General features: G+C 71.5%; 16 protein-coding genes and 1 tRNA gene. 8 read left to right on the top strand and 9 right to left on the bottom strand.

Annotated elements, in window-relative coordinates; all coding sequences use genetic code 11:
- Positions 1-35 precede the first annotated feature (35 nt).
- From BIU99_RS01835 to BIU99_RS01815, 5 genes are all read left to right on the top strand, one after another.
- A complete protein-coding gene (locus tag BIU99_RS01835; protein WP_071258910.1) occupies positions 36-1436 on the top strand; it encodes a DUF58 domain-containing protein in 1401 nt (466 codons plus the stop codon).
- Positions 1423-3960: a DUF3488 and transglutaminase-like domain-containing protein gene (locus BIU99_RS01830; RefSeq protein WP_139205297.1), complete on the top strand. Its 2538-nt coding sequence runs from the start codon at positions 1423-1425 to the stop codon at positions 3958-3960. Before BIU99_RS01835 ends, BIU99_RS01830 begins: the two co-directional genes overlap by 14 nt.
- Positions 3961-4113: 153 nt before the next feature.
- A tRNA-Ser gene (locus tag BIU99_RS01825) sits at positions 4114-4201 on the top strand.
- 297 nt (positions 4202-4498) lie between these two features.
- Positions 4499-4942, top strand: a complete 444-nt coding sequence (locus tag BIU99_RS01820) for a MarR family winged helix-turn-helix transcriptional regulator (RefSeq protein ID WP_071258906.1) — start codon at positions 4499-4501, stop codon at positions 4940-4942.
- A gap of 233 nt (positions 4943-5175) precedes the next feature.
- A complete protein-coding gene (locus tag BIU99_RS01815; protein ID WP_083397128.1) occupies positions 5176-6726 on the top strand; it encodes an MATE family efflux transporter in 1551 nt (516 codons plus the stop codon).
- A gap of 209 nt (positions 6727-6935) precedes the next feature.
- On the opposite strand, the gene BIU99_RS01810 is transcribed toward BIU99_RS01815, so the two are convergent.
- Together BIU99_RS01810 and BIU99_RS01805 are read right to left on the bottom strand one after the other, a co-directional pair.
- Positions 6936-7436, bottom strand: coding sequence for a GNAT family N-acetyltransferase (locus BIU99_RS01810; protein ID WP_071258904.1), 501 nt, complete (start codon positions 7434-7436; stop codon positions 6936-6938).
- A gap of 45 nt (positions 7437-7481) precedes the next feature.
- Positions 7482-7841 (bottom strand): hypothetical protein, encoded by a 360-nt coding sequence (locus BIU99_RS01805; protein WP_064294966.1) that lies wholly within the window; start codon positions 7839-7841, stop codon positions 7482-7484.
- 56 nt (positions 7842-7897) lie between these two features.
- On the opposite strand from BIU99_RS01805, the gene BIU99_RS01800 reads away from it, so the two are divergent.
- Positions 7898-8605: a DeoR/GlpR family DNA-binding transcription regulator gene (locus BIU99_RS01800; RefSeq protein ID WP_071258902.1), complete on the top strand. Its 708-nt coding sequence runs from the start codon at positions 7898-7900 to the stop codon at positions 8603-8605.
- 41 nt (positions 8606-8646) lie between these two features.
- On the opposite strand, the gene BIU99_RS01795 is transcribed toward BIU99_RS01800, so the two are convergent.
- The 5 genes from BIU99_RS01795 to BIU99_RS01775 form a co-directional block, all read right to left on the bottom strand.
- Positions 8647-9351, bottom strand: coding sequence for a glycosyltransferase family 2 protein (locus BIU99_RS01795; protein WP_254773546.1), 705 nt, complete (start codon positions 9349-9351; stop codon positions 8647-8649).
- A gap of 23 nt (positions 9352-9374) precedes the next feature.
- A complete protein-coding gene (locus tag BIU99_RS01790; protein WP_071258897.1) occupies positions 9375-10841 on the bottom strand; it encodes a bifunctional PIG-L family deacetylase/class I SAM-dependent methyltransferase in 1467 nt (488 codons plus the stop codon).
- On the bottom strand, positions 10841-11863 hold the full coding sequence (locus BIU99_RS01785; RefSeq protein WP_071258895.1) for an acyl-CoA/acyl-ACP dehydrogenase: 1023 nt from the start codon (positions 11861-11863) through the stop codon (positions 10841-10843). The genes BIU99_RS01790 and BIU99_RS01785 overlap by 1 nt, the downstream gene beginning before the upstream one ends.
- A gap of 371 nt (positions 11864-12234) precedes the next feature.
- Complete coding sequence (locus tag BIU99_RS01780; RefSeq protein ID WP_071258893.1) at positions 12235-13245, bottom strand: 1-aminocyclopropane-1-carboxylate deaminase; 1011 nt, start codon at positions 13243-13245, stop codon at positions 12235-12237.
- A 156-nt stretch (positions 13246-13401) separates the two neighbouring features.
- Positions 13402-14070 (bottom strand): GntR family transcriptional regulator, encoded by a 669-nt coding sequence (locus BIU99_RS01775; RefSeq protein WP_064294972.1) that lies wholly within the window; start codon positions 14068-14070, stop codon positions 13402-13404.
- A 179-nt stretch (positions 14071-14249) separates the two neighbouring features.
- Between BIU99_RS01775 and BIU99_RS01770 the strand changes: the two genes are divergently transcribed.
- Complete coding sequence (locus BIU99_RS01770) at positions 14250-14783, top strand: hypothetical protein (RefSeq protein ID WP_139205296.1); 534 nt, start codon at positions 14250-14252, stop codon at positions 14781-14783.
- Positions 14784-14871: 88 nt separating this feature from the next.
- Here BIU99_RS01770 and BIU99_RS01765 read toward each other — a convergent pair whose 3' ends face one another.
- Positions 14872-15474: an N-acetyltransferase gene (locus BIU99_RS01765; RefSeq protein ID WP_071258891.1), complete on the bottom strand. Its 603-nt coding sequence runs from the start codon at positions 15472-15474 to the stop codon at positions 14872-14874.
- A gap of 139 nt (positions 15475-15613) precedes the next feature.
- Here BIU99_RS01765 and BIU99_RS01760 point away from each other — a divergent pair, with 139 nt between their 5' ends.
- Complete coding sequence (locus BIU99_RS01760; protein ID WP_175484329.1) at positions 15614-16489, top strand: aminoglycoside phosphotransferase family protein; 876 nt, start codon at positions 15614-15616, stop codon at positions 16487-16489.
- Between the two features lie 222 nt (positions 16490-16711).
- Here the strand turns inward: BIU99_RS01760 and BIU99_RS01755 are convergent, their stop codons facing one another.
- Positions 16712-18733, bottom strand: a complete 2022-nt coding sequence (locus BIU99_RS01755) for a helicase HerA-like domain-containing protein (protein ID WP_071258889.1) — start codon at positions 18731-18733, stop codon at positions 16712-16714.
- Positions 18734-18758 lie beyond the last annotated feature (25 nt).

The raw sequence follows: 18758 nt of genomic DNA, 5'->3' as shown, positions 1-18758 counted from the left end.
GATCGCCGTGATCCGGCAGCGGAGGTCCTGAGCCCATGAAGCGTCGCGTGCCGTTGACGAGACGCGCGGTCGGCGTGCTCATCGCAGCCGGCGTGTGCCTGATCTTCGCTCGCGGGATCGGCTCGCCGGAGTTGCTCGCAGCGGCCGGACTGCTCGTCGCGCTCGTCGCCGCCAGCTTCGGCGCGGTCTACCTCGAACGGCCGTCGCTCCGGGTCGACCGCACCACCCGGCCCGACCTTGTCGCGGTCGGCGGTCGGATCTCCGTCGAGGTCTCGATCGCCGAGACGAGCGCGCTCCCCCACGTCCACACGGAGTGGAAGGACCGCGTGCCGCCCGGACTCGCCGGCAGCGCCGAGGGCACCCTGCCGAGTACCGGCGTCGCGGGCATCGGATCGCGCCGGCGAACGGCCGAGTACACCGTGACGGCGCTGCGTCGCGGCGAGCACGAGCTCGGCCCGCTCGGACTCACCGTGAGCGACCCGTTCGGACTCGTCGTCCGTCGCCGCGACGTCGGCGGGACGCATGCGGTCGTCGTCCTACCGGAGGTCGTGGTCCTGCCCGAGATCCCCGCGCTCACGGCCAGCCGCGACGGTTCCACGCGCCCGTCGTCGCTGCACGTCGGCGCTGGCGAGGACGACATCATCGCGCGCCCCTATCTGCCGGGGGACGCGATCCGCCGACTGCACTGGCGGGCGAGCGCGCACCACGGTGAGCTGATGGTGCGGCAGGAGGAGCAGCAGAACGACCCCGAGGCGACGGTCCTCCTCGACACCGCCGCGGCCCACTGGGCCTGGCCCGACGACGATCCGTCGTACCTGCCGGCGTTCGAGCAGGCCGTGTCGCTGGCGGCCTCGATCACCGCCCACCTCGTCGATGCCGACTACCGCGTCAACCTCCTCGGTGCCGGCACCGAGGAGCTGTCGCGCGAGATCAGTGCGAGATCCGCCGCCGGTGGCCTGCGGTCCAGCCCCGTCGGCGACATGGGCGACGCGCTCGCCCGCGGCGGCCAGCATCTCGAGGAGGACGACCTCGACGCCGCCCTGCTCGACCTGGCCCTCCTGCGTCCGTCGGTCCGGCCCGATCGGTTCCTCGACCTCTCACCCGTCATCGCCGCACGCCGGTCGCAGCCGGTCATCGCGATCCTCGGCGACGTGGAGGAGGGCGATCTCGGTGAGCTGACCGCGGTCGCGCACCTCTCGCCTCTCCCTGTCGCACTGCTCCCGGCCGGCGCGCGGCGTCGGTCCATCGAGCTCCTGGAGTCGGCCGGGTGGCGATGCCACGTCGGCGAGCGCGGCGCATCGTTCCGGGCCCTGTGGTCCGGCACGAGCGGTCCGGTGACCACCACGCTGGCGCCGCAGTCTTCCGGCCGGGGCGGTCGTGGTGGCCGCGGCGGCCGTGGTGGTCGGGGTGCCGGAGGTGCGTATGTCCGTCGCTGAGGAACGCCGCGCGGCGGCCGCCGCCCGTGGTCGAGTGGCGTCTCGCGGAGGTGTGCCAGCGGGCGTCCGTCCTGGTGCCGGCTCGTCGAACCCACGGCGACCGTCCCGCGGCGGAACCAGTGGCGGGTCATGGTCGGGAGACGCCGGCGGACGCCGGGACGACCCACGCGACACCGCGAACGTCGGCGACCTGCGTCTCGGCCTCGCCGCCTTCCTGCTCCTCGCGACGGGTGGCCTCGGGTTCGGCCGGGTGCTCGACGCGCTCGACTGGTGGTTCGTCACGAACCTCGTCATCGCGATCGTCCTCGCCACGGCGATCCTCCTCCGGCGCACGAGACTGCCGGCGGTGTTCGTGTGGCTCGGCGCCGGCATCGCATGGCTGCTGACGATCACGCTGTTCTTCGCCAGTGAGACGGCGATCATCGGCATCGTCCCGACGCCGACGACGCTCGGCGCCTTCGAGCGGTTGCGCGACGCCGGGTTCCAGACCTTCCACGACGGCTCGGCCCCACTCGACACCGACGCCGGCGTGGTCTTCGTCATGGCCGCGGGCGGCGGGCTCGTCGCGCTGGCGGTCGCCTGGCTCGTGCTCGGCCGCCACGCACCGGTGCTCGCGGCCGTCGTGGTCTTCGCCGTCTACGCCGGGCCGACCGTCGCCGTGTCGTTCCCCCTCGATCCGTGGGTGTTCGCGTTCGTCGCCCTCTCCTTCCTCTGGCTGCTCCGCGAGGACGTCCGGCGCCGCGAGTTGCTGCGAGCGCTCGCCTCGGCCCGGGCTGCCGGCGACGGACGCGGCGCCGGACCGTCGGCGATGACCGGCGCCGGTCGCTTCGGAGGCCTCGGTCCGGCCGTCCTCGTCAGTGCCGTCGCGGTGGTCGTCGCGCTCCTCACACCGGCCGTGCTCCCGGACCTCGCCGTCCGGGACGTGACCGCTGGCGCCCGCGGGAGCGGTCCGTTCGTGAACGGCATCAACCCGCTCATCTCACTCGGCCAGAGTCTGCGGCGCCCCGCGAACACCACCGCGCTCGAGTACACGACCACCGCGGACGAACCGCCGTACCTCAAGGTCACCGATCTCAACGAGTTCACCGGCACCGTCTGGGGACCGGACAACTCGGGCTACAACGACGGCAACACGCTCGACGCCTTCCCCGCGCCGGCCGGACTCAGCGAGGCGATCCCGGTGGAGACCTTCGAGACGACGGTCACGGTGGACTCGCTGTCGAGCCCGTGGCTGCCCTTGCCGTATCCGACGCAGAAGGTCGACGGGCTCCGCGGTGACTGGCGGTTCGAGGCAGCCGGGCTGACGGCGATGGCGGAGCGTGGATCCACCCGCGGGCAGACCTACACGGCGACGAGTACCGCGATCCTGCCGACCGCACAGCAGATGCGCGACGTCCCGCCGGTCGCCGACCCGGCGTCAGCCGCCCCCTATCTCGAGCTGCCCGACGACCTGCCGCAGATCATCCGTGACACCGCTGCGGACGTGACGGCGACCGCCTCCACCGACTACGACCGCGCGATCGCCCTGCAGCGCTACTTCCGCAGCACCTTCGAGTACTCGGAGTCGGCACCCGTCGAGGAGGGCTTCGATGGCAGCGGCGCCGAGGTCATCGCGACGTTCCTGGAGCGCAAGGCCGGCTATTGCATCCACTTCTCGTCCGCGATGGCCGTGATGTCGCGCGTCCTCGGCATCCCCGCGCGCATCGCCATCGGGTACCTGCCGGGCACGACGATCGACAACACCCCGGCGAACCGCGACACCTACATCGTCACCTCGGACCAGTTGCACGCCTGGCCGGAGCTGTACTTCGAGGGCGTGGGCTGGGTGCCGTTCGAGCCGACGGCCAGCCGCGGGGTCGTGACGCAGTTCAGCGACGCGAGCACGGCGACGCCCGGCAGCGGATCGGTGAGCCCCGACAGCCGTCCGGCTCCGACCGCGGCGCCGACCCCCACCCCCACCGCGGACGCGCTCGGCGGACCGGCCTCGACCCGGTCCGACGGGGCGTTCACCGCCGCCCTCGTCCCGCTCGCGATCCTGCTCGGCGTGATCGTGCTGCTCGCCACCCCGTCGATCGCCCGGGGTCTCCGGCGTGCGGCCGGGCGTCGCCGTGCACGCACCGAGGGGAACTCGGCGGGCTGGGCCTGGGCGGAGTTCCTCGACACCGCCCGCGACCTCGGTTTCCCGGTGACGTCGGCGGAGTCACCACGCGGGTTCGCGTCGAGGCTGCGCGGGCAGTTCCGGATCGAGTCACCGGCCGTCGACCGGCTCGTGGCGGCCGTCGAGCGGGAGAGCTATGCGCCGAGTGCTGGTGCGCGACGCGACATCTGGGGCGATCCCCGGATCGGTTCCTCGGCTGGTGGTGCGGCGAGCGCCGGTTCGGTCGACGCGGCGTTGGCTGACGCGAAGGCGGCCCTGCGGTCGGCGAGTCAGCCGGTCGAACGCGTCCTCGCGGCCGTCCTCCCGCGGTCGCTCGTGCTGCGGCGTGACCAACGGGTGGACTGGCGGCCGCCTGCTGCGAGCTGATACGAGCGGCGCTCCGTGCCGGTGTGTTCGACCGCTCGCGTTCGTGGTCGGCCGGGCTCGGCCGGGCTCGGAGCGCGGCGGCGGGGCCGGGTGGCGCGCGGCGGTCCGGGAACCAGGTATGCTGCTATCTGGCCGTTTTTCACAAACTGCCTTGGAGAATTCGCCTAGTGGCCTATGGCGCACGCTTGGAAAGCGTGTTGGGTTAACGCCCTCGGGGGTTCGAATCCCCCATTCTCCGCCAGCTTCACCATGAACGCCCCGCCTCGTGCGGGGCGTTCTGCGTTTCCGGGCCTCCCCAGCGACGTCTCTCCGTGGCGCCAGCGCGGTGCGCTGACGTGAGCGCGGATCACACGCGTGAGCGCGGGTCTCCGGAGGGGCGCGCTCAGGGCTACGACCCGCGCCCACGCCGAACTCGTTGGTTTCGTGTCAGAGCACCGCGCTGACGCCGAGTCCGCCCAACTCACGTCAGCGCACCGCGCCGAGCAGGTCGATCATTCGAGGGTTGACAGTTAGAACTCAAAGCGTTAGCGTTCTAACCATGGATGACGAGACACCCGATTTCAGCAGCACACTCCAACTGCTCCGCTGGATCGCGTGGGCACAACGCAAAGCCGGCGAAGACTGGATCCGCGCTCGCGAACTCACGCACGAGCAGGCCTTCGTCCTCGGGTACCTCGTCCAGCATCCAGGCTCCATCCAACGCGACATCGCCGAGGTGAGCCGGACGAGCGCCGCCAGCGTCTCGAGCCTCCTGCAGGGACTCGAACGCCGAGCGCTCGTGGAACGACGCGCCGAAGCGGGGAACGCCCGCACCAAGCGGGTCTTCGCCACGCAGCGCGGCACCGACCTCATCGCCGGGTTCGAGACCGCGATGGCCGATGCCGACGACATCATCCTCACCCCGTTGGACCAGAGCGAACGCGACACCCTGCACGCTCTGCTCACGAAGCTCACGGCGCACCTGCCGCAGCCGACCCGCTGATCACCGCTCGGGAACCCGAGCTCCCCGACCACGCGCCGAGACCACTCGCCGCGTCATCCGCCGACCGCCGCACGCGATGGCGGCCGTGAATGCCACGACGGCGCTGTCCGTCGCGCCCGGACGCCTGCTGAGCCCGACCGCTCGGCCCGCACCGGACGACCACCCCACCAACGAACCCTCGCCGCGCCGGCGCTCATCGTCGCGCCCGGAACCTGCCCGAAACGGAGCCTGCCATGCACCCCGAAGACCACATCGATCCCACAACCGGAACGCCCCTCCCCAGCAGCACCGCACTGTCGACGGCCACCGCGCCACCGACCGTCACCACAGCCTCGACCGACACCGCAACATCGGCCGACAACGCACCATCGACCGCCGCCGACACGGTTGGCAGCAACCGCTGGTACCTCGCGACCGCCCCGATCATCCGGGCACTCATCCATCTGTGCGTCCCGATGGCGGCGGCCCTGGTCGTCAGCGCCGTCTACAACCTCATCAACGCGGGCGTCGTCGGCTCACTGCACGACACCTCGCTCCTCGCCGCGATCACTCTCGGAGCCCCGATCCTCGGACTCATCATGGCGATCGGCGACCTGTTCGGCGTCGGCGGCGGCGCGCTCATCTCCAGGCTCCTGGGCGCCTCCGAACACGACCCGGCACAGGCCGGAGACATCAAACGGGCCGCCTCCTTCTCCGTCTGGGGCGCGTTCCTGACGGGCGCCGTCCTGGGCGGGATCGGCCTCGTGTTCCTCGGCTCGCTCGTGTCGCTGCTCGGGGCGGACGCGGTCACCGCACCCGCGACCTCGGCGTTCATCGGCGTCATGCTCGCGTTCGTCCCCGTCATGGCGACCGCGTTCTGCCTGGAACAGCTCGTGCGGGCCGAGGGTGCCGCCCGTCAGGTGATGATCGCCCTCATCGCGTCGGCCGTGGCGAACCTCGTCCTCGATCTCGTCTTCATCCTCGGGTTCGGCTGGGGCGTCGCCGGCGCGGCACTCGCGATGGGACTGGCGAACCTCGGCGTCCTCGTCTACTTCGTGGCGTGGCTGCAGCGCAACAGCGAGCACGTCAGCCTGGCACCGCGCTGGTTCACGCTGTCGCCGACGATCCTCAAGCCGGTCCTCGGTGTCGGGGTCAGCACGCTCCTGCAGTCGGGGTTCCTCATCGTCACCGCGCTCGTGTTGAACACGCTGGCCGCGGCCTACGGAGACGCCCCGCTGGCCGCCATGGGCGTCGCGGTCCGGATCGCCCAGGTGCCCGAGTTCCTGGTCATGGGTGTCACCTTCGGTGTGCTCCCGCTGCTCGCCTATGCGTTCGGCAAGGGCGACGGCGCGCGCCTCCGGTCGGCTCTCCGCGCCTCGGCACTCACCGTCGGCGGGATCTCGGTCCTCTTCGCCGGCGTCGTCCTCGTCCTGCGCGAACCGATCGTCTCCGCGTTCATCGCCGACCCCGCCGTCCTCGGTCTCGGCGTCACGATCCTCGTCGCCCAACTCACCGCGATGATCGCCAACGGGTTCACCGGACTCATCACCTCGCTCTTCCAAGCGACCGGGCGAGCGCTCCCCGCGGCGGTCATGGCCGTCACCCAGGGCGTGTTGTTCGTCCCGATCGTCCTCCTCGGCAACCTGTGGTTCGGACTCGGTGGCATCGTCTGGTCGCTCACCGTCACGGAGGTCATCGTCTTCCTGGTCGGTGTCCTGCTCTGGCTCGGCTCGCGACGCGCCATCGACCGCGGGCTCGCAGCCGGTTCCCCGGAGCGTGCCGAGGCCCAACTCGCCGACGCCTGACGGACTGCCAGCGCGGTGCGCTGACGCGAGCGCGGGTCACACGCGTGAGCGCGGGTCTCCAGAGGGCCGCGCCGACGTCCACGACCCGCGCTCACGCCGATTGCAGCGACCTCACGTCGGCGCACCGCACCGGCACCCGCACCACCGCGCTCGGGTCGGCGCACCGCGCTGGCGACACCCCGCCGGGCGCGCGGGCCATCTCGGGAGCGTCACCCCGCGGGGGCGTCCAGGGGTATCCGCATCACCGCGTTCTCGATGAGCACCCCGCGACGCTCGACCCGCTGCTCGCGGACCACGACGAAGCCGTGGCGCTCGAACACCGGCTGCGCCGTCCGACTCGCCTGCACGGTCACCTCACGGAGCCCCACCGCCCGGGCTTCGTCGAGCACCTGACGAATGAGCGCGGACCCGACGCCGTGTCGTCCCGCGTCCGGATCGACGAACAGCATGTCGAGGTATCCGATCTCGACGTCCAGATCGGTGAAACCGACCACCGCGTCGTCGAGCTCGGCCACCCACGTCGTCACCGCGGCACGTCGGGCGGCCCAGTCGTCCAGCACGGCACCTGCCGGTTCGTCCGGCACCCAGGCGGCGAGCTGCTCGGCCGTGTAGTGGGCGGCAGCGGTCACCCGCACCGCGCGTTCGAAGATCGACCTGGTCGCCCGCGCATCGGTGTCGCGGTAGCGGCGGATCCTGAGGTCGTCGAGCACGCGCGTCAGCCTAGCCGAGCGCCGGGACTCCGCGAGCGAGCGACCTCAGCCCTCGAGCGCCGGAATCTCCGAGAGGTCGGTGTACACGGGGATCCCGCGCTCACGGGCGATGGCGACGTCGGTGTCGGCACCGGACGACTCCCCCGGCAACCGGAGCACGGCGTCGCAGTGCTGGAGCAGCCGCCTCGCCGTCTCGTACATGACGTCGCCGTCGCCCGACGCGGTGTCGATCCCCCGCAGGATCGGCAGCGCGACCCACTCCCCGATCATCGGGACGTGACCGAGCGCGTAGATGGGCGCTGCAGCGGCTTCGAGTCGTTCCAGGTTGCGGGCGATGGCATCGGGATCACCACCGGTCCCGGAACGGTAGGGGCCGGCGATGAGGATGAGGAGTGGCGTTGTCATGTCCAGCACTGTAGCGTTAACCGTGCACGATCGTGCAACATCATGAAGGAGCACGCATGTTGAGCGCCCAACGCCGATCGCACCTGCTCGACCTCCTCGACCGCGACGGGCGGATCGTCGCGAAGGACGCCGCCGCTGCGCTCGGACTCTCCGAGGACTCGATCCGCCGAGACCTCCGCGAGCTGGCCGAAGCCGGCCTCTGCGTCCGCGTCTACGGCGGCGCACTCCCGGTCCCCGCGGCCGACCGCTCGTTCCACGATCGGCTGTCCCTCGGGACGGCGAGCAAGGAGCGGGTCGCCCGCATCGCCGTCGATCGGATCCGACCAGGCAGCACCGTCATCATCGACGCCGGCACCACCGCGCTCGCCCTCGCGCGACTCGTCCCGGACGACCCCACCCTCACCGTCTTCACCCCGAGCCCGGCGGTCGCGCTCGCCGTGGCGGAGCACTCGCCGGCGCGCGTCATCATGATCGGGGGCGAACTCGGACGGCACTCCATGGTCGCGGGCGGCGCTCTCGCCGCTGAAGCCATCCGTCACCTGAGCGCCGATGCCTGCTTCCTCGGCGTCACGGGCTTCCATCCCGAACACGGCCTCACCACCGGCGACCTCGACGACGCCGCGACGAAACGCGCCCTCGCCGAGCGCAGCACCGACGTCTACGTCCTGGCGAGCGAGGAGAAGGTCGGGGCCGTCTCCCGGTACCCGGTGCTCGACCTCAGCGAGGTCACCGAGGTCATCGTCGATCCACAGACGCGCGGATAGGACCGGCCGACGCGGGCCGGGGGTTCAGACGCGCAGGATCGTCAGGATCGCGGGTAGGTCTCGGCGAGGAACGCGGCGTAACCACCCGGGGTGCGACCGCGTCGCCGACCCGAGGTCTCGACGGGTGCATCCGGCGTCGGCACGACCCTGAGACCCGCCGCGCGGGCGCGCTCGACGAGATCGACGTCCTCGTGCTCGGCCAGCTCACGGAAGCCGCCGAGTTCGTCGAGCCGATCGGCACGGACACCCAGGTTGGCCCCATGCACGTTGCCCGGCAGATGTCCGGGCGGGTGGGTCTCCATCCAGCGCTCGATGTCGCGCTCGGAGAAGTCCGCGAAGTCGGGACGGACGGTCCCGAGGAGGACGTCGACACCGTCGTCGAACGCTTCGGCGTGCACGGAGAACCAGTCCTCCGGAACGCGCGAGTCGGCGTCGGTGTTGGCGATCCAACGTTCTGATACGCCTGCAGCACCCGATCCGGCAGCACCCGATCGCCCAGCGGCCTCGACACCGGCCCGCCGGGCCGCCCCGACACTGCGCTCGTCGATGACGACGGTGACCGCCTCCTCGGGATCGAAGCCCGCCAACCGCTCACGGACGATCCGCGCCGTGTCGTCGCGGCAATCGTCGAGCACCACGACGATCCCCACCTGCAGCTCGGGACGAAGACGAAGCACGGCGGCACGCGCGACGAGCAGCGCGTCGAGGCATGCCCCGATCAGCTCCTCCTCGTCGTGTGCGGGCACGACGGCATCGATCCGTCGCAGCATCAGCCCGTCAGACCGTCCACCGCGGCGATGCTCGCCTCGTCGGCAGGCACGAGGACGTCGAGCAGGAAGTCGTCCTCGACGTGCTGGACCGACCGACGGCCGGGCCAGCGTTCGAGCAACCGGCGATGGACGAACTCGGCCGAGGTCGTGGCATGGTCGTCGGGGTGCCGCCAGTGACACGCGACGATGCTCCCGCCGGGCATGAGCGAGCCGAGGAGGTGGTCGATGACCCGATCGAGGTCGGTCGCCGACAGGTAGTAGCCGACCTCAGACATCACCACGAGGTCGAAGGCGCCGCTCGGCCAGTCGCCCGGGAGCGTCCCCCGTTCGAACCGAGCAGCGGGCACCCGTCGACGGGCGATCTCGAGGGGCGCCTCGGCGATGTCGACACCGAGCACGTCGTCGCTGCGGTCCACGAGCCGCTCCGTCAGGACACCCGTTGCGCAGCCGAGTTCGAGCACCGAGCCGTAGCGCTGGCGCGGCAGGGCGGCGAGGAGGACCCGACGTTTGCGCTCCTCGTACCAGGACCCGAAGTCCCAGCCGTCGGGGTGGTCGCGGTAGTGGTCCTCGAACGACTCCTTCGAGCGCGAGGTGGTGTCGGCAGTCACGACGGTGTCCGTCGCGGTGGCGATGTCGGTGGCGACGTCGGTGTCGGAGTCCGCCGCCGCACCCGCATCCGGCTCGCTGTCGGGCTCAAGGTCCAGTGCACGCCCGTTCGGGAACAGGACCTCGAACCGCCGCGCGTAGTGCTGCAGGTGGTGATGGTCGACGATCGCCTCATCGCCCGGCGCATCCGAGAGCGGCTCCGTCTGCGAGGGGTAGGCGTCCATCGCGGCGATCTTCGCCCCGTGCGCAGCCGCGTCGAGCGGGACGATACGCGCCTCGGGCCACGGCAGGGTCGCGTCGTCGGTGTCGGCCCAGTGCCAGAGCCAGATGGGGAACTCCACGAGCGCGAGGTCGAGCTCGGTCGCGAGGGCCGTGGCGAGTTCGCCCGCGATCCGGTGGTCGCGGTGCCCGTCGCCGCGCCAGGGGGCGACGATGAGCGGTCGTGATCCGGCGGTGGCGACGGCTGCCCGCAGTCGCTGCGCGATGCCCACGCGTTCGGCGTCGAGGCCGCCGTCCGGGATGCGCAGGACGTCGTGCCCGACCGTCGGGTGGAGACGACCGACAGCATCGATGAACTCGGCCTCCCGGCGCGGGGCGAGTTCCTCGGGGGTGGTGGTCGGCGAGTCGGGGTGCGATCCCTCGCCGAGGGTCACGAGGAGGACCTCGACCGGGATCCCGGCGGCCGCGGCGGCCGCGATCAGCCCGCCGGCTCCGAGCGACTCGTCGTCGGGGTGCGGCGACAGCACGACGACGCCCGTGGCATGTCGCCAGCCGTCCCAGACGGGCAGGTCGAGCTCGTGCAAGCGGGTCGCCCAGGCGGCTGCCGACGTGCCGGGGTCGCGGTGGTCGAACGCGGGCATCAGTCGGCCTCCACCAGCATGCGGCCGTAGCGCGCGAGGTCGCGGTCGCCGTGGTCCTGCTGGACGTAGAGCTCGAGGTCGGACATCCGGGCGAGGTAGGCGGGTTCGGAGGTGAGCGGGCCGGGGCCGAGTGCTCCGAGCACCCCGGCGCGGATGGCGTCGACCCGACCCCGGACCGTCGACCGCACGCGCTGGGCGAGGCGCGGGCCGGCCGTGTCGTCGGCGTGGCCGTGTTCGATGGCCTGGGCCGCGTCGGCGATCGCCTGCTCGGCGATCGAGAGGTCGACGGCCGCGGCGCCGAGCGTGCGCAGGAGCAGGTCGGCGTCGGGTCGCGTGCGTGCCGCGGCGAGCAGGCGGTCGACGAGCGTGATCGCGCCGCCCCACCAGCAGGCGGCGACGCCGATCCCGCCCCAGGAGAAGCCGGGGCGTCGCAGGTACCACCCGTCGTCGCCGACCGGGGAGGCGGGGACCCCGTCGAAGCCGACCGGGCCGCTCGGGACGAGGGGCAGTCCGCGGGCGAGCCAGGCGCTGTCGTCGGTCGTGACCCCGGGATCGGTGAGTGCGACGGCGAACAGCCGCCGCTCGCCCGGCGCGGTGTGGGCGGTGACGAGGGCGTCGCTCAGGTGGGAGGCGAGGGAGCACCACGGCTTGGTGCCGGTCAGTTGCCAGGCGTCGTCGACCAGGGTCGCGTCGAGACGCAGCCCGGGCGCTTCGGCCGCGAAGACCCCCCAGGTGGAGACGGCCGGCGGTTCGAGGTCGGCCTGATGCAGGATGGCCAGTGCGTCGAGGTGCGGTTCGACGACGCGTGCGAGCGTGACGTCGACCGCCGCGATGGCGCCGAGTCCCGCGAAGACGCGCCCGGCGGTGTGCTGTTCGAGCGGACCGACGAGTCGCACGGCTGTGGCGGTGAAGGCCAGGCGCGACTCGATGCTCGCCAACGATCCCGTCGCCGCGTCGTGCAGAGCGTCGAGGTCGAGGGAGGTGCCGCTGGAAGGCCAGGCGGTCGACTGCAGACGGATCATGCGGTCCTCGTCTGGTGTCGGGGTTCCATCGGTGCGCGCATGCGACCTCCTCGCGTCGTGGAGGTCCAAGTCTCGCACCGCCGCGCGCCGCCGCCCGACCCTGGACCGCGACCATCGACCCTGGTAGTGCGTCAGCGCGGTGCGCTGGCGCGAGCGCGGGTCTCCGGACGGATGCCAGCGCGGTGCGCTGACGCGAGTGCGGGTCATGGACGTGAGCGCGGGTCTCCAGAGGGGCGCGCTCGTTCGCCTGACCCGCGCTCACGCCGATTCCCTCGGGTTCGCATCAGCGCACCGCGCTGGCACCGGTTACCGGCACCTCGGCTCAGCGCACCGCGCCGGCACCTCGCTCGGGCGGGACACCCGGCACCGGCTCAGTCGCGGAAGAGGGCGCTGTAGGCGTTGATCGCCGGCTGCCCACCGAGGTGCGCGTAGAGGACGTTGCTGGACGCCGGGATGTCACCGCTCGTCACGAGGTCGATCAGTCCCGCCATCGACTTCCCCTCGTAGACCGGGTCGATGATGACGCCCTCGAGCCGGCCGGTCAGGCGGATCGCCTCCATCGTCGACTCGACCGGGATCCCGTAGAGGTCGCCGGCCCACCCCTCCAACACCGTGATCTCGTCGTCGCGGAGCTCGCGTTCGAGGCCGATGAGCTCCGCCGTGTTGCGGGCGATGCGTGCGACCTGGTCGCGGGTCTCCTGGATCTTCGCCGACGCATCGATGCCGATCACGCGGCGCGGTCGGTCCTGCCCGGCGAACCCGGCGATCATGCCGGCGTGCGTGGACCCGGTGACGCTGCAGACGACGATCGTGTCGAAGAACACGCCGAGTTCGCGCTCCTGCTGCTCGACCTCGGCGGCCCAGTTCGCGAACCCGAGACCTCCGAGCCGGTGGTCCGACGCCCCGGCCGGGATCGCGTACGGGGTGCCGCCGCGTTCGCGCACGTCGTCGAGGGCACGCTCCCAGCTTGACTTGAAACCGATGCCGAAGCCCGCGGGATCGAGACGGACCTCGGCCCCCATGATCCGCGACAGCATGATGTTGCCGACCCGGTCGTTCACGGAGTCGGGCCAGTCCACCCAGTTCTCCTGCACGAGGACGGCCTGCATCCCGAGCTTCGCCGCGACCGCCGCGACCTGACGCGTGTGGTTGGACTGGTAGCCCCCGATCGACACGAGCGTGTCGGCACCCTGCGCGATCGCATCGGGGATGAGGTACTCCAGCTTGCGGGTCTTGTTGCCGCCGTAGGCGAGACCGCTGTTGACGTCCTCGCGCTTGGCCCAGATCGTCGCGCCGCCGAGGTGGGCGGTGAGGCGGTTGAGTTCGTGGACGGGACTCGGTCCGAAGGTGAGCGGGTAGCGGGCGAAGTCGCTGAGGGACATGTGGTGGCTCCTGGGTCTCGGTGGTGCGGCTGAATGGTGGCGATCGGTGCGGCGGGCCCCTCGACGGGTTCGGGGACCGGGTGGGGCGTCGGGGACCGGTTCGGGTGGTGCGGACGCGGTCGGGTGGTGGGGACCGGGTCGGGTGGTGCGCGCTGCTCAGTCGTCCTCGAGGTGGGCGAGGACGAGGTCGGCGAGGGTCGTCCAGTTGCCTCGGACAAGGGCGGCCGCCGCGTCGACGTCCCCCTCCGCACAGCGCTCGATGACGGCGTCGTGCTGCGCGATCGACCCGCGTGCCGCGACCGAGGAGAACCGCAGCCGTTCGATCCTCCGCAGCAGCGGGGTGACCGCCTCGAGCGCATCACGGATGAACGGATTCCCGGCGACGTCCACGGCCACGGCGTGGAAGGCGTCGTCCGCTGCGAGCGCCGCGTCGGCGTCGTCGCGTTGCAGCGCGGCTGCGAAGTCCCGGTTCGCCGCGCGCATGCGGTCGAGGTCGTCCGCACTCAGGTGCGGCACCGCCTCGCGGACGGCGAGTTCGTGCATGGCGGCGGCGACCGCCTGGGCCTGCAACGTCGCCCGGCTGTCGAGTGGGGCGACGACCGTCGACCGTCCCGGTTTCGCGATGACGAGCCCACTTCGGGCGAGACGCAGCACGGCCTCGCGGATGGGCGTGCGGCTGACACCGAGCCAGCGTTCCAGTTCGGTGTCGACGAGCTTCTCGCCCGGAGTGAAGGTCCCGTCGACGATCGCATTGCGCAGCGACTGGTAGACGTCGTCGCGGAGGAGCGCCCGGCGATGCGGGTTGGCTTGAGCGGGTGCGGGCATGCAATATATTGCACATCGCAGAGTGGGAAAGTCAAGCACGACCGCCCGACGGGAGGGACCGGCTCGAAGAATGGGGCATTCGTCCTACTTGTCCCCCAGATGGCGGATTGTCCACCCATGCAAAGCAGGCCACGATGGTCGGCGGGGGTGAGCGCGTGGTGCGACGGGGTGAAGAACCGGTGACGGTCAGACCGCATCCCCGCGTGCTCTGGAGCGCCGTCCTGAGCGCCGCGATCGTCGTCCTGCCCGTCTGGGGCGTCTCACTCTGGCTCGTCGGCCCGACCCCGAGTGTCGAACGCACCTGGGTCATCACGCTCGGCGTCCTCGGCATGGTCGTGCTGCTCGGCGTCGCCGTCCTGTCTCGACGCCAACGCATCGTCGTGTGTCGTGACGGATTCATCGAGCAGCCCATCGTCGGACGGCAGCGGTTCGTTCCGCGGGAGGCGATCGGCCGCAGCCTACTCTTCGAGTTCCGGGGTCGGGGGCTGCACGCGAGCTCGCAGTTCTTCGTCTGCGACGCCGAGAACCGACCGCTCCTCCGCATGCGCAGCAACCGATGGAGCACGGACAGCATCGCGGCCGTCGTCGCCGCCTACGACGGCCCGGTGGAGCGACCTCGCCAGCCGGTCTCGCTCGACGACCTCCGCGAGGACCACCCCGACCTGCTCACCCCGCTCGAGCGCCTGCGCTGGGCGCGCGCCGAACTCCTGTAGCTGAGACGTCCTGCCCCGGCCACCGCGCTGGAGCGCGAGAGTACCGTCGCTCCACGCGGGATCGGGCTCGGGTTGAAGACCGCCTGGGTCAGAGCGCTTTCGCGTACCAGTGGGCGCCGGGGTCGCCGTCGACCCGGGTGAAGCCCGTCCGCTGGTAGAACTGCTGCGCCCCGGTGTTGGAGACGCCGACGCCGAGGTGCACGCCCGGGACGCCGCGCGCTGCGAGGAGCCCGCAGAACGCGGCGATGAGCCGCCTGCCGACACCCATCCCCTGCGTCACCGGCAGCAGGTCGATGTGCAGATGGGCCGGGTACTGCACGAGGAGCTCCGGGGCCAGTCCGCCACGGTCCGTCGCGGATCGGACGATACCGCGCTCACCCTCCGAGGCGTCACCGGAGGCCGCAGCCTCCGCGTACTTCCCCTCGACGGTCGGCCACCAGCGCTCGATGAACCAGCGGTCGAAGGCGGCCGTGTCCGCGGTGCCCAGGATGTACCCGATCGGGCCCGCACCGGCGTCGACGAGCAACGCCAACTCGGGCTCGTGCTCGACGTAGGGCAAGGCGTAGATGTCGGGCAGGAGATCGTCCGTGCTGAACTGCCCGGTCGCGTCCGCCCCCGAGTCGCCCGTTCGGGTGCAGATCGCCGCCACAGCGGCGCGGTCGGACGGGCGGTATGCGCGGATCTCGGTCACCGCGCCAGCCTAACCGGCGTTCCCCGCTCCCTGAGCCTGTCGAAGGGCGACGTTCCTCCGTGAGCCCTTCGACAAGCTCAGGGACCGACCGAGGCGCGACCCAGGCACCGGTCCGAGCGGGTTGCCTAGGCTGAGTTCCGTGACATGGCGACCAGGGAGCATCGACGCGGCCGTCGAGCAGTGGCGGCTCGTGCCCGACGGCGAGCTCATCGTGACGCCGTCGAGCCGGCTGCTCCCCGTGACGCACCACGGACGACCGGCGATGCTCAAGGTGCCACTCGTCGAGGAAGAGGCGCTCGGCGGACGGCTGCTCGCGTCATGGGAGGGCTCTGGGTGCGCGGCGGTGTTCGCGGGCGATGACCACGCGATCGTCCTGGAACGCGCGACGGGCGGCCGAGATCTCGCCTCGCTGACCCGCGCAGGTGACGACCTCGGAGCCGTCGCGATCCTGTGCTCCGTGCTCGACACCCTGCACACGGCGATCCCCACCCCGGCGCAGATCGATGCCGGTGGCGTCATCGCCGAGCTCCCGACGCTCCGCCGGTGGTTCCGCGAGCTGCTCGCCGACGACGCGTCCACCCTCGGCACCCTCCTCGGCGATCCGGCGAGCGCGGCGTTCCTCGAGCGTGGGCGGGAGCTCGCCGGTCGACTGCTCGACACCACGACGCCTGCCGACGTCGTCGTGCTCCACGGCGACCTCCACCACATGAACGTGCTCGAGTTCGCACCCGGCGACTGGCGGGCGATCGACCCCAAGGGCATCGTGGGCCACCGCGCCTTCGACGCCACCGCACTGTTCAGCAACCCCGATCCAGCGACGGCGCGGAACCCACGGCTGTTCGCCGAGCGGGTGGACGTCGTGCGTCGATCGCTCGGCCTGCCGCGAACCGTCCTCCTCGAGTGGGTGGTCGCGCGCTCCGCGCTGTCCGCCGTGTGGTCGCTGCAGGACGGGCTACTCGACGACGCCCGTGCCACCGTCGAGCTCGGTCGCCTCGCCGAAGACGGCCTCCGGTAGGCCCTTCGACAAGCTCAGGGACCGGAAAACCACTCGGGAACTGGGATACCGCTCAGGGACCAGGACGCCGCTCGCAGGACCAGGACACCACTCCGGGCCGGGACTCCAATCCGATACCAAGACACCGCTCCGGACAGGGACGCCCTTCCCGGAGCGAGACACCGCTTTGGACAGGGAAGTCGCTCAGAGACCTGGGCGCCGATGAAGAGACGGAGCAGCAGCTCAGCGGCGACGGCGCGTCCCGAAGATGCCCTCGACGACCCCGGTGAGGATCGACCGCGTCGCCTTCGACCCGAGGATCTCCTCGAGCGGACTCTTCGAGGACGTCGACGACGACCTCGTCGACGTCCGGCGGGTCGTGCCGGCGGTCTTCCGGAGCAACCGTTCGTACTCGGCGTCGGCCTTCTTCTGCGCCGCGGCCTGCGCCTTGTCGGCGGCGGCCTGCTGCTTCGCGAGTTCCGCCGCGATGCGCTGCCGCTCGAGTTCGGCCTCGGCGGCGAGCGCGGCCTGGTTCGCCTCCTCGAGCTTCGCGGTCAGGATCTCCCTCGCCGACTCACGATCGACGGGCGTCCCGTACCGCGCGAGCAGCGGCGAGGCCGCGATCGCCGCGTCGATCGCGGCGTCGGGACTCGGCGACATGAGTCCCTGCGGTGCCCGCAGTCTCGTCCACGCGACCGGCGACGGCGCCCCCTTCTCGTTCATCACGGTGACGACCGCCTCACCCGTACCGAGCGAGGTGAGGACCTCTCCGAGCTCGTACCCGGAGGTCGGGTAGGTCGACACGGTCGCCTTGAGCGCCTTCGCGTCGTCCGGGGTGAAGGCACGGAGGGCGTGCTGCACGCGCGACCCGAGCTGCGCGAGTACCTCGCCCGGGACGTCCTTCGGCGTCTGGGTGACGAAGAAGATGCCGACACCCTTGGACCGGATGAGCCGGACCGTCTGCGTGATCTGCGCGAGAAAGTCCTTCGACGCGTCGCGGAACAGCAGGTGCGCCTCGTCGAAGAAGAACACGAGCTTCGGCTTCTCGGGGTCGCCCACCTCGGGGAGGGTGTTGAAGAGGTCGGCGAGCAACCACATGAGGAACGTCGAGTAGAGGGCCGGCTGATTCTGGACGCCCGGCACCTCGAGCAGACTGACGATGCCCTTGCCGGTCGGGTCGAGGCGGATGAAGTCGGCGGTGTCGATCTCGGGTTCGCCGAAGAAGACGTCGGCGCCCTGGTCGGCGAAGGTGATGAGCTCCCGCAGGATCACCCCGACGGTGGCGCCCGACAGCCCGCCGAGCTCCTGCAGTTCGCCCTTGCCGTCGTCGCTCGCGAGGTAGGTGAGGACCGCGCGCAGGTCGCTCAGGTCGAGGAGCGGCAGACCCGCTTGATCGGCGTAGTGGAAGACGAGACCGAGGCTGGACTCCTGCGTGGCGTTGAGGCCGAGGACCTTGCTCAACAGCAACGGGCCGAAGGCGGCGATGGTGGCACGGATCGGGACACCCTTGCCGACGCCGCCGAGCGCGAAGTACTCCGTCGGGGTGGCGGCCGGCGTCCAGTCCTGGCCGATGCCGCGGGTGCGGTCGAGGAGCTTCTCGTTCGACTCCCCCGGGGTCGCGATGCCCGAGAGGTCGCCCTTGATGTCCGCGGCGAACACGGGGACACCGGCCGCCGAGAGCTGCTCGACGAGGCCCTGGAGCGTGCGGGTCTTCCCGGTTCCGGTGGCGCCCGCGACGAGCCCGTGCCGGTTCATGACGCTGAGCGGGATGCGGACCTGCACGCCGGGCACCGGTTCCCCGTTGACCAGGGCACCCATCTCGAGCGCCGGGCCGTGCACGACGTAGCCGTCGCGGATCTTCAGCACGTCGTCGAGGCCGAGCGGGCCCGGGCCGATGGTGTCGACGCTGAGGTCGTCGGTACTGCTGGCACTGTCGCCGCTGCTGCCGGGGGCGGTGCTGCTGGCGTCGGCACCGACCGCGTCGTCGGTCGGGACGTCAGCCGGGACATCGGATGGGGCCTCGGCGGGCACCGCATCACTCGCGGAGCCGGAGCCCGCCGGCTCGACCGGTGACGCCGCCACCGTGGCCCCGCCCGACGCGGTGATCCCGGCCCCGGCGAGCGCCGCTGCCGCCTCGGCCGCCTTCACTTTGGCTGCGGCGAGCGCCGCCTGCGCCTGGGCGGCTTCGAGCTCGGCCTGGGCTTGGGCGGCGGCAGCCTGGAGTGCGGCGATCTGCGGGTCTGATGCTGCATCACTGGGCGTCATGTGCCGAGCCTAGCGACGCGTCCCC

The sequence above is a fragment of the Plantibacter sp. MMLR14_011 genome (assembly GCF_001865025.1).
In the GTDB taxonomy this organism is placed as follows: domain Bacteria; phylum Actinomycetota; class Actinomycetes; order Actinomycetales; family Microbacteriaceae; genus Plantibacter; species Plantibacter flavus_A.
The sequence above is the reverse complement of the archived record's forward strand: the minus strand, read 5'-3'. Positions and strand labels throughout refer to the sequence as shown.